The sequence below is a fragment of the Burkholderia sp. HI2761 genome (assembly GCF_002223355.1).
GTDB lineage: Bacteria > Pseudomonadota > Gammaproteobacteria > Burkholderiales > Burkholderiaceae > Burkholderia.
Window position 1 is genome coordinate 41,337 of sequence record NZ_NKFN01000001.1, and the last position, 11,339, is coordinate 52,675.

Genomic DNA, 11,339 nt, shown 5'->3' on the forward strand with positions numbered 1-11,339 from the left:
GCAAAGGCCGCCGGTTCGAGACGGCGGCCGGGAAAGGCGCACATTTTACGCGATCATCGTCCCGTGCACGCGGCGGCCGTCAACGGATCACGCCGCAGGCCAGCGCGGGCCCCGCGCCATGCTGCGGAAACGCCGGATCGCTCGCGTCGCGGTGCACCAGCGCCGCGCGGCTCAGCGCCGAGCGCACGCCGTCGAGGGCCAGATCGGGCGCGACGATGAAACCGGCCGCGACGCCGTTCGAATCCGCATGGATGTTGCCGAGATCGCCGGCGACGCGCGCGCCCGCGCGCAGCCGGTCGGCGGCCGGCGCGAACACCTGGCCGGCGCTCGAGCCGTCGCCCGCGTTGCAGTCGCCGCGTTCGTGCACCTGCAGCGCGTGGTCGCTGTTCGGCGGCAGGCCGACCAGGTTGTAGGTGACCTGCACGCCGTCGGGGCGCTCGACGAACGTGACCGCGCCGCGCGCCTGCGAGCCGACCGTCGGCTGCAGTTGCGCGTCGGCCCGTTTTTCGTGCGACGAGGAAAAGGCGGTACAGCCGGCCAGCAGGCCCAGCGCGGTGGCGGCCAGCAGCGCGCGCCGCGCGCGGCCGGCGCGCACGCCGTGATGTCGTTGTTTCATTCGATCCTCATGCCGGCTGGCGGCCATTCGAGACGACGGCCGCGCCGGGCGGGTAAAGGGACCCGGGAAAAGTCGCCATGATACCGCGCCTCGCGGCGCCGTAAGCAGCGTGAGGCCCCGCCCCGCAAGGGTTTTACGTATTTTGAACAACGATCGACGGGAACTTCGACGTCATGTCGCGCGATCGCTCGGCAATCGCCAGCGCGACGCCGCGCGCGATATCGCGGTAACGACGCGCCAGCGCGCCGTCCGGCTCGGCCGCGACGGTCGGCGTGCCGCTGTCGGCGCGCTCGCGGATCGCGATGTCGAGCGGCAGGCTGCCGAGCACGGTCACGTCGTAATCCTTCGCCATCCGCTCCGCGCCGCCCGCGCCGAAGATGTGCTCCTCGTGGCCGCAGTTCGAGCAGATGTGGATGCTCATGTTCTCGACGATGCCGAGGATCGGAATCCCGACCTTCTCGAACATCTTCAGCCCCTTCTTCGCGTCGAGCAGCGCGATGTCCTGCGGCGTCGTGACGATCACCGCGCCGGTGACGGGCACGCGCTGCGCGAGCGTGAGCTGGATGTCGCCCGTACCGGGCGGCATGTCGACGATCAGGTAGTCGAGCTCGCGCCAGTTGGTCTGGCGCAGCAGCTGCTCGAGTGCGGACGTCGCCATCGGGCCGCGCCACACCATCGGGTTGTCTTCCTCGATCAGGAAGCCGATCGAGTTCGCCTGCAGCCCGTGGCCGACGAGCGGGTTCATCGACTGGTTGTCCGGCGACTCGGGGCGCTGGCCGTGGATGCCGAGCATCGTCGGCAGCGACGGGCCGTAGATGTCGGCGTCGAGAATGCCGACCGACGCGCCTTCCGCGGCGAGCGCGAGCGCGAGGTTCACGGCCGTCGTGCTCTTGCCGACGCCGCCCTTGCCCGATGCGACCGCGACGATGTTCTTCACATTCGGCAACAACTTCACGCCGCGCTGCACCGTATGCGCGACGATCTCCTGCGACACGGCGACGCGCGCGTCGCGCACGCCCGGCACGGCCTGCAGCGCCGCGACGACGCGCGCGCGCACGTCGTCGTGCTGGCTGCGCGCCGGATAACCGAGCACCACGTCGAGCGCCACGACATCGCCGTCGATCGCGACGTTGCGCACGCCCTTGTTCGCCGCGTACGGGCGGCCGGTATTGGGGTCGACGACTGCCGCCAGTGCGGCGTCGACTTGTGCCCGGTCAATGCTCATCGAAACTCCGTGAAAACGTTTTTCTCGCGCGCAAACGTCAAAAAATATCAAATTACGCTGCGAAAGTCGGGAAAAGTGAAAGAATCTGTTGCACGCCATTGCGCGAACGCGCGACCCGGCGCACTCTTCGCGTGCGGCATGCTATAGGGCCAAATCGGCCACTTACCGCCTATATTGTAGAGGCTGACGCGCCGCGCTGTCCGAACAGCCACGCTGACGGACAGGGCATGCGACCGCCTCGGCGGCTGCCGCGAGCGCAGGCCGGCCTTCCTTTTTCGGACGGCCCGCGCAGGAAGCCGTAACTGTTGTTTGTCGTCGTTGTCGACTCGTTCAACCAAGAGAGGAATCCAACATGAACATGAAAATCGCGACTCGCCTGTCCGTCTTCGCACTCGCCGGCGCGCTGCTGGCAGGCTGCGCCACGCAGCAGGGCAACAATGCGGCCGTCGGCACCGGCACGGGTGCGGCGCTGGGCGCAGGCATCGGCGCACTGGCCGGCGGCGGCAAGGGCGCGGCGATCGGCGCGGGCGTCGGCGCACTGGTCGGCGGCGTGACGGGTTACAACTGGCAAGCGATCAAGAACAAGCTCGCGCCGTCGGCAGCGCAGACGGGCACGCAGGTCACCGAACAGCCGGACGGCTCGCTGAAGCTGAACGTGCCGAGCTCGGTCACGTTCGCGACGAACCAGTACGCGATCACGCCGGCGTTCACGCCGCTGCTGAACGACCTGGCGACGACGCTGAACCAGAACCCGCAAGTGACGGCGTCGATCGTCGGCTACACGGACAGCACGGGCTCGGCGCAGCTGAACCAGACGCTGTCGCAGAACCGCGCGCAAAGCGTCGTGAACGCGCTCGTGCAGCGCGGCGTGAACGGCGGTCGTCTGTCGGCGCAAGGCATGGGCGCATCGAACCCGATCGCCGACAACGCGACCGAAGCCGGTCGCGCGCAAAACCGCCGCGTCGAGATCTATCTGCGCGCACCGCAACAGCATCAGTAAGCGCGACCACGAGAGGAAACGTGCGGGCGCCCTGCCCGCACAGCCCCGCCTGACAAGGCTTTCGGCGGGGCCGGTAACAAATCGAAAAAATTTTCGAACTTCTGTCGCAGGCCGTGGTCAGTATTTACGGTACGTGGCTGGTGTTGCCGGCGCGTCACCATTCTCCTCTTGTCGTTGTTGCTCCGGGGCCGTATCCGCCCCGGTTTTTTTTGCCTGCGAAATTCGTGCTGCAACGCAGCACAATGCTGTCGGGCATGCCGCATGAGCGGCTCTGCCCCGTCTGCCGCCCGGTCCGCGGCGCGTGCCCGCCGCGCCGGCCCGTGCCCCTGCTAGAATCGCGGTTTCCCGTCGTTTTCTGCTGTCCTTTTCCAGACCCTATGTCCGCATCCGACCTCACTTCCGTGCAGGCTGCGGCGCCGCAAGGCGGCCGCCAGATCCTCGTTACGTCCGCACTGCCCTATGCCAACGGGCAGATCCACATCGGCCACCTGGTCGAGTACATCCAGACCGACATCTGGGTGCGGGCGCTGCGAATGCACGGCCACGAGGTCTACTACATCGGCGCCGACGATACGCACGGCACGCCGATCATGCTGCGCGCTGAGAAGGAAGGCCTGACGCCGAAGCAGCTGATCGACCGCGTGTGGACCGAGCACAAGCGCGACTTCGACAGCTTCGGCGTGTCGTTCGACAACTTCTACTCGACCGATTCGGAAGAAAACCGCGTGCTGAGCGAGAAGATCTATCTCGCGCTGCAGGAAGCCGGCCTGATCGCCGAACGCGAAATCGAGCAGGCCTACGATCCAGTCAAGGAAATGTTCCTGCCGGACCGCTTCATCAAGGGCGAGTGCCCGAAGTGTCACGCGAAGGACCAGTACGGCGACAACTGCGAAGTGTGCGGCTCGACCTACCTGCCGACCGAACTGCTGAACCCGTATTCGGTCGTGTCGGGCGCGACGCCGGTGCGCAAGATCTCGAAGCACTACTTCTTCCGCCTGTCCGATCCGGGCTGCGAATCGTTCCTGCGCGAATGGGTGAGCGGCCTCGCGCAGCCCGAAGCGACCAACAAGATGCGCGAATGGCTCGGCGACGCCGGCGAGGCCAAGCTCGCCGACTGGGACATCTCGCGCGACGCGCCGTACTTCGGCTTCGAGATCCCGGGCGCGCCCGGCAAGTATTTCTACGTGTGGCTCGACGCGCCGGTCGGCTACTACGCGAGCTTCAAGAACCTGTGCGACCGCAACGGCATCGATTTCGATGCGTGGATCCGCCCGGGCTCGAAGACCGAGCAGTACCACTTCATCGGCAAGGACATCCTGTACTTCCACACGCTGTTCTGGCCCGCGATGCTCGAGTTCTCGGGCCACCGCACGCCGACCAACGTGTTCGCGCACGGCTTCCTGACGGTCGACGGCGCGAAGATGTCGAAATCGCGCGGCACGTTCATCACCGCGCAGAGCTACATCGACACGGGTCTGAACCCCGAGTGGCTGCGCTACTACTTCGCCGCGAAGCTGAACGCGACGATGGAAGACATCGACCTGAACCTCGACGACTTCCAGGCGCGCGTGAACAGCGATCTCGTCGGCAAGTACGTGAACATTGCGAGTCGCGCGGCAGGCTTCCTGATCAAGCGTTTCGACGGCCGCGTGCAGGACAGCGCGATGAATCATCCGCTCGTCGCGAAGCTGCGCGATGCGATCGCGCAGATCGCCGCGAGCTACGAAGCACGCGAATACGGCCGCGCGCTGCGCCATACGATGGAGCTCGCGGACGAAGTGAACGCGTACGTCGACGGCGCGAAGCCATGGGATCTCGCGAAGGATCCGGCCAATGCGGTCGCGCTGCACGAAACCTGCAGCGTGAGCCTCGAAGCCTTCCGCCTGCTGTCGCTCGCGCTGAAGCCGGTGATGCCGCGCGTGGCCGAAGCGGTCGAGGCGTTCTTCGGGATCGCGCCGCTCGCGTGGGCCGATGCCGCGAAGCCGCTGTCGTCGGCACAGCCGATCAAGGCGTATCAGCACCTGATGACGCGCGTCGATGCGAAGCAGATCGAAGCGCTGCTCGCCGCGAACCGCGATTCGCTGCAGGCCGAAGCAACGGGTGCGGCCGCCGCGAGCGCGAACGCCGCGAAGGATGCGAAGAGCAATGCCAAGGCGAACGCGAAGCCGGCCGTCGCGAACGGCGCCGACGACGCACCGATCTCGATCGACGATTTCGCGAAGATCGACCTGCGCATCGCGAAGATCGTCGCGTGCCAGGCCGTCGAAGGCTCGGACAAGCTGCTGCAGCTCACGCTCGACGTCGGCGAGGAAAAGACCCGCAACGTGTTCTCGGGCATCAAGTCCGCGTACCAGCCGGAGCAGCTCGTCGGCAAGCTGACGGTGATGGTCGCGAACCTCGCGCCGCGCAAGATGAAGTTCGGCCTGTCCGAAGGGATGGTGCTCGCCGCGTCGGCCACCGACGAGAAGGCGGAACCGGGCCTCTATATCCTCGAACCGCACAGCGGCGCGAAGCCCGGCATGCGCGTGAAGTAAGCGGCGCGCTGCCTGAGCAACAACCCCGCACGTCGGTAGCGTGCGGGTTTTTTTTTGCCTGCGCCACGCCGTTGCCGATGCTGACCTTGTTAGCGCCAATGACATCTACCAACGCTGCTTTCCGTTTGCAACGGCCTGCGAGATTACCCCGACGCCAACGCAAAAATCCGTCAAAACCATACATGTCCCATGGATTCAATGCTCCGGGATGAGTAACTTTTCACACGAGAGCCCTTGAGCAGCAGATAGGTGCCTTCGATTTCTCAATAATCCGACGGGAGAAGTAAGATGGCGCAGGATATTTTCTTGAAGCTCACGGGTATCGAGGGCGAGTCGACCGATCGCAGTCATTCGAATGAAATCGAGGTACTTACGTGGACCTGGTCGGTAAGCCAGCAATCCAATATGCACATGGGAAGCGGTGGTGGTGCAGGCAGATGCACCGTTGACGATCTAACGTTCGAGCACTATATCGATCGCGCCACACCGAATCTGATTCAGTATTGCTTGATAGGCAGGCCCCTCGACAGGGCTGTGCTGGTGATGCGCAAAGCTGGCGGCAAACCACTCGAATACCTGAAGATCACGATGGAGGACGTGCTCATTACCGGAGTCAAGCCGGTTAGCAACCCCAACATGCGGGTCCCGCGCTAAGAAGTTCGATTGTCTTTCTCGCGTGTGAAGCAAGAATACGTGATTCAGAACGCTCAGGGCGGTAGCGTCGGAACAGTGGGCATGGGTTACGACATTAAAGCCAACAAGACCATCTGACAACGGGACATATCATGCTGTTCATTTCAAAACAAGGCCATGTCGATGCTGAGCGCATCCAGGTCAAGATATTCTCGGAAATTGAGCGAGGCCCGATGAACAAGATCAATGGAATCGTTGTTCATCAAACAGACGGTCCAACAGCAGAAAGCACCTTTAATAGCTACAGGAAAAAAGGTGCCAATGGCGCACATTTCCTAATCGACAAAGACGGAACAATCCATCAAACAGCTTCACTACTCAAAAGAACCAATCATGTTGGTAAACTCAAATCTCGCTGCATCATTACACATGAATGCCCTGCCGCGGAATTGAAGATAGCATCCGGAATAGAACACAAATATACAAAGCTATCGATTCACGAGCACAAAAAAACATGGCCGAATCGCTATCCATCGAACAACGACTCGATTGGCATTGAATTAGTTGGAGAATCACATGACAAAGACAAGCCCGGCACTAACCGGAAGGAGAAGATTTACGAAGATGTTACAGGGAAGCAAAATTCATCTCTTCGATGGCTAATCAAAGAATTAACAGAGACTCTTTATATTTCACCCCAGGAAATTTATCGCCACCCCCAGCTATCCTATAAAACACCGACAGAAGCAGCCACCGCAAGATGGTAAATTCCCGGCCGACCAGACTCTTGCTCGCACTTGTTTTTATAACATTACAAACAACAACCCAAGCAAGAACCGTAAAAAAAGCGACGATCGATGAAACGGGATTAAATCTTGACACCCAGGACTCCAATTTGATGGAAGGGTGCAAGAAATTTAAGCCAACGATCAACCAAGTGAGACATTATTTCGAAAAGGCATATCCTGTCGAGAGCTACACGATTACGACAGAACGCTACTCCCCCTGCTACACCACCGGGACAATTACATTCAGCGACAACAGCTCAGGCAAATTTCAACTATATTCAGGAGGAACTTCGACATTATTTTGGTCAAGAGGCGGATCAGTCAACTTGCTATATAAAAGAAATAAGTGGCACGATCCCTTTGCTTGCAACTATGGCCTTGGCGACGAGCAAGAATGCTGAACCAGACTCTTGAGGCCCCCGTGCCCCCGACGTGCAGAAGGCCAGGGGCCATCCCCGGTGCCCTGTCATGCCTCCTCCCTCACCGCTGCCCGAACCACCGATCGAAGCGCCGCGTGTAATTCAGGTCGACGCCCTGGAACGTGCCGCCGTACGCGGACACCGACCAGAAGCGCGTCAGGTTGATCGTCGCCTTGAACGCGTTGCTCGCCGATTGAAGCCCCTGCTCGAAGCCGAGCACGAACCGCTCGTTGATCGCCTTCGACACCAGCACGACCTGCGAATCGGTCAGGCCGACTTCGCTGCGGCCGACCGAGACCTCGTCGAGGCCGAAGGTCTGCGCGACGCGCTTGCCGGTCACGCTGCCGAGCAGCCCGAGTGCCGCCGTCATCGCCCCCTGCTGGCCGACGTTGTTGCCCTGGTCCGTGCCGTGCCCGAACAGCAGCCACGACAGCTTTTCGTTGTCCGTGACGTTCGGCTCCGACACGAGCTTGACCGTCGCCGACTGGATCGTGCCCGTCACCTGCACGCCGGCCTCGACCTCCTGGTTGCGCCGCATCGCGAGGATGTTGACGCCCGGGTTCGACACGGGGCCGTTGAACGTGAAGAAGCCGTTCTCGACCGCGAGCTTGCGGCCGAACGTCGTGTACGTCGAGCCTTCGGTCACGCGCACGTTGCCGACCGCGCGCAACGGCACGCCCGGCGCGCTCATCACGGTGATCGTGCCGCGCAGCCCGAGATCCGCGCCGTGGCCCTTGAAGCGGAAGTTGTTGCCGAGGCCGACGTCGATGTTCGCGCGCGGCGCCAGCGACGGCGCCGGTTTGTTCTCGACCGGCTTCGGCTTCGCGACCGCGGTGCCGGTCGGCGTCTCGCCGCGCACCGTGCCGTCCGGCCGCACGATCACGACGTCGTCGGACAGGTGCGGCGCCGATTGCTCGGGCAGGTCGAACAGCGCACGGTCGACCACGAACTTGCCGTCGATCGACAGCGCGCCGCGCGGCCCGTCGTTCGCGACGGTGGCCTTGCCCGACAGCGACAGCTTGCGGTCCGGCGCCGCGAACAGTTCGAGCTTGTCCGCGACGATGCTGGCGGTCAGGTCGGGCGCCTCGCCGTCCAGGCGCACGCGGCCGAGCGCGCGCAGCGTGCCGTCGCCGCCGTGAAATTCGACCTGCTCGAATTCGACGAGGTTGTCCGACAGCTTCACGCGCACGATGCCGTCCTTCAGTTGCACGCCCTGATCGATGAGCGTCGCGGACAGGTCGTCGCCCGTCAGCGTTCCCGACAGGTTCGGTTTCACCGGCGTGCCGGAGACCGTCAGCTTCAGCGCCGCGCGCCCGCCGAGCAGGTAGCTCGGCCCGAACAGGTTGCCGGTGGTCTTCAGCGTGGGGATGTCGGCGTCGATGCGGCCCGACAGCGGACCGTCGTCGACGATGCCGAACACGCCGTCGCGCAGCGCGAACGGCACCGCGACGTTCGCGTCGAGCGTGCCGATCCGGCTCGCCTTCGCGAGCGCCGTCACATTGAGCCGGTTGCCGGGCGCGAAGCTCGCGCGTGCGGACAGATCGGTCAGGCCGAGCGATGCGATGCCGCGCCCGGTCTCGATCGTCACGTCGCCGCCGCGGCGCTTCACCTGCACGTACCCCGTCGCGTTCGCACCGAGCGAGAAATCCCAATCGGCATCGAGCACGACGTCGGTCCGCACCGGCGGCCGCTGGCCGGTCAGCGCCTGGCGAACCTCGAGGAAACGCGCGACCGATGCGCCGGTCACGGCGCCCGCCGAGCGCATCTGGCCGCGATCGAACACGAACGATTTCAGGTCGATCGACGCGCCTTCGAGCGTGAGCCGCGTCGCGCCGAGCGTCACGCGCCCGGCGCCGGCCGATATCGTCAGCGGCGCCTGCAGCGCGAGCGCCGGCGTGCCGCGATTCGCAAGCCGCGTGACGGTGCCGTTCCAGCTCATGCCGTCGCGGTTCTCGACCACGCCGCCGTTCGCCGCGAGCGTCAGGTCGATCACGCGGCCGCCGGCATTCCCGAGCGCCGATGCGTCGAGCGTGTGCTTCGCGCGCGTGCCGTCGAGGTTCGCGCGCAACGACTTCAGCTTGAACGAGCCGAGCGCGACGTCGGCCGCGTCGGTCGTGAACACGAGCGCGCCGTGCGCGCCGTCGCGGATGTCCGCGCGGCCCTGCGCCGAGCCGATCCGGTTCGAACCGACGACGACGTGCTCGGCCTTGTAGCTGGCCGTCACGTTCGGATGCGCGAAGCTGCCGGTCAGGTCGCCCTGCGCCTGCACGAGCCCTTCGACGCCGAAGCCGAGCCGGTCGAGCTGCGGCGCGTCGACGACGAAGCGCAGCCGGTCGCCGGGCGCGCCGAAGCTGCCGCGCAGGTCGACGTGATTGCCGGCAATCGACAGGTTCGCGTTGCTCGGCAGGATCCGCGAGCCGGCGAGCTGCACGACGCCGGCGCCGGTCAGCGGCACGCCGTCGTACAGGCTGTCGCCAAGCTTGAAGGTCGCCTTCGTCGAGACCTGCGGCGCGAACGCGCCCGATGCCGTCAGCGTGCCCGACACGCGCGTCTCGCCGCGCTTGGCCGGCGCCTTGACCGCCTTCGCAGGCGCCTTGCCGCCGCCCGCCTTCGGTGCGCTCATCGCGGCGAGCAGCAGCGGATCGAACGCCGTCAGCGTCGCCTTCGCGTCGTAGCTCGAATGCGCGTCGTGGCGGAACACGCCGGTCAGGTCGATGCGCCCCTTGCCGGCCGTCACGCGCGTGTCGGTCAGCACGGTCTGCTTCTGCGTCAGCGCGACCTTGGCGCGCGCGCCGAGCGCGAGCTTGGGGTCATTCAGGTCGAAATCGACGGTCGTCACGTCGCGCGCGAGCGTGACGCCGAGCGGGCCGCCGAGGCGCATCGGCCGCAGCTCGGCGACGAACGCGTTCAGGTCGAGGTTCGCGACCTTCAGGTCGAAGCGGCCCTTGCCGCCCGCGAGCGTGCCGCCGCCGGTCACGCTGCCGTCGCGGATCAGCTTCAGCGCGAGGCCGTCGATCCGTTGCGCGTGCGCGTCGAGATGCACGTTCGCGTGCGCGTCGATCAACGGCAGCAGATGGTCGCCGAGCGTGCCCGGCTTCGCGTTGACGATCGACACCGGGCCCGTCACCGCGAACCCCTTCGCCGGCGCCGAACCGGCCGGCGCGCTCACCGGCGCGAGTTCCGCGCGCACCGCGAGATCGGCCGCCGGGGCGCCGGGCGACAGCGCCTGCGGGTTCACGTGATCGAACGCGAGCGACGCGCGCGTGAGCGGCACGGCGCCGAACGGCGCGGCCTCGACGTGTGCGCGCCCGTTCAGCTTCATCCCGCTCGCATCGACCTCGGCGACGAGCGCCTCGAGCGAGCCCGACACGCGGGCCCGCGCATCGACCGCTTCGTCGGACAGCTTGCCTGCATAGGTGGCTTCGCCCGTCAGCGCGAACGGCTTCACGCCGTCGAGCTTCGCCCGCGCGGTCAGCGCGCCGTACGGCGTATCGACGCCGTCGAGCACGAGTTCATGGTGCCGGCCGTCGCTGCGGCCGTTCAGCGCGAGATGGTCGAGCTGCGTCGTCGATGCGCCTTCGTGAATGGCGAGGCGGTCGACGCGCAGGTCGTCGATCCGCACCTGCAGCGGCAGGCTCAGGTCCTGCGGCGTCGTACCGGGCGTCGACGGCCCCGGCGCGATCCGCACGTCGATCGTGCCGGCACGCAGATAGGCGACGGACAGCCGCCACGGCGCGCGCGTCAGTGCCCAGCGGCCGTCGAGCCGGTCGATGCGAACTTCGGTGCCGGTGCCGTCGGGGCTGGTCCATGCGAACCCGCGCAAGCGCACGCCGGTCGCGAGCGAGCCCCCCTCGAGCGTGCCCGCGAGCCGCGTGCCGAGCACCTTGCCGGCCGCCTGCCACGCGAGCCGCGTCCCGCGTTCGGTCGTCACCGCGCCCAGCACGAGCCCCGCCGCCAGCACGACGAGCAGCACGACCGTCGCGAGCGTCCACGCGACGACCCGCCACGCGCGGCCGCGGCGCGGCCCGCGCGGCGGCGTGTCGGGCGCGCCGTCGGGCGAATCCGGATCGTGAGGCGGCGGCGTGTCGTTCGGGTCCTTCGTCATGCGGTTCGTCGTGGATAGG

General features: G+C 65.6%; 6 protein-coding genes and 1 pseudogene. 4 read left to right on the plus strand and 3 right to left on the minus strand.

Translation table 11 applies throughout. From position 1 onward, the window contains the following. Positions 1-79: 79 nt before the first annotated feature. Together sodC and apbC are read right to left on the minus strand one after the other, a co-directional pair. Entirely contained in the window at positions 80-616 is a 537-nt protein-coding gene (gene sodC, locus CFB46_RS00175) for a superoxide dismutase [Cu-Zn] (RefSeq protein WP_027785135.1), read from the minus strand. 133 nt (positions 617-749) lie between these two features. Beyond that, positions 750-1,841: an iron-sulfur cluster carrier protein ApbC gene (gene apbC / locus CFB46_RS00180; RefSeq protein WP_027785136.1), complete on the minus strand. Its 1,092-nt coding sequence runs from the start codon at positions 1,839-1,841 to the stop codon at positions 750-752. A 352-nt stretch (positions 1,842-2,193) separates the two neighbouring features. Between apbC and CFB46_RS00185 the strand changes: the two genes are divergently transcribed. The 4 genes and pseudogenes from CFB46_RS00185 (at position 2,194) to CFB46_RS00210 (ending at position 6,775) form a co-directional block, all read left to right on the plus strand. Continuing rightward, a complete protein-coding gene (locus CFB46_RS00185) occupies positions 2,194-2,841 on the plus strand; it encodes an OmpA family protein (RefSeq protein ID WP_027785137.1) in 648 nt (215 codons plus the stop codon). A 377-nt stretch (positions 2,842-3,218) separates the two neighbouring features. Continuing rightward, on the plus strand, positions 3,219-5,375 hold the full coding sequence (gene metG, locus CFB46_RS00200; protein WP_089499102.1) for a methionine--tRNA ligase: 2,157 nt from the start codon (positions 3,219-3,221) through the stop codon (positions 5,373-5,375). A 288-nt stretch (positions 5,376-5,663) separates the two neighbouring features. Then, a pseudogene (locus tag CFB46_RS00205) lies at positions 5,664-6,146 on the plus strand (Hcp family type VI secretion system effector). Between the two features lie 14 nt (positions 6,147-6,160). Then, a complete protein-coding gene (locus tag CFB46_RS00210) occupies positions 6,161-6,775 on the plus strand; it encodes a peptidoglycan recognition protein family protein (protein WP_080681359.1) in 615 nt (204 codons plus the stop codon). Between the two features lie 501 nt (positions 6,776-7,276). Here the strand turns inward: CFB46_RS00210 and CFB46_RS00215 are convergent. Beyond that, the gene (locus CFB46_RS00215; protein ID WP_027785139.1) at positions 7,277-11,320 is read right to left on the minus strand and encodes a translocation/assembly module TamB domain-containing protein; all 4,044 of its coding nucleotides are present in this window, start codon (positions 11,318-11,320) and stop codon (positions 7,277-7,279) included. Positions 11,321-11,339 lie beyond the last annotated feature (19 nt).

What these genes read in the sequence shown, in the direction of transcription:
- sodC (WP_027785135.1), bottom strand. Translation starts at nt 616, where the DNA reads ATGAAACAACGACATCACGGCGTGCGCGCCGGCCGCGCGCGGCGCGCG.
- CFB46_RS00215 (WP_027785139.1), bottom strand. Translation starts at nt 11,320, where the DNA reads ATGACGAAGGACCCGAACGACACGCCGCCGCCTCACGATCCGGATTCG.
- CFB46_RS00210 (WP_080681359.1), top strand. Translation starts at nt 6,161, where the DNA reads ATGCTGTTCATTTCAAAACAAGGCCATGTCGATGCTGAGCGCATCCAG.
- CFB46_RS00185 (WP_027785137.1), top strand. Translation starts at nt 2,194, where the DNA reads ATGAACATGAAAATCGCGACTCGCCTGTCCGTCTTCGCACTCGCCGGC.
- apbC (WP_027785136.1), bottom strand. Translation starts at nt 1,841, where the DNA reads ATGAGCATTGACCGGGCACAAGTCGACGCCGCACTGGCGGCAGTCGTC.
- metG (WP_089499102.1), top strand. Translation starts at nt 3,219, where the DNA reads ATGTCCGCATCCGACCTCACTTCCGTGCAGGCTGCGGCGCCGCAAGGC.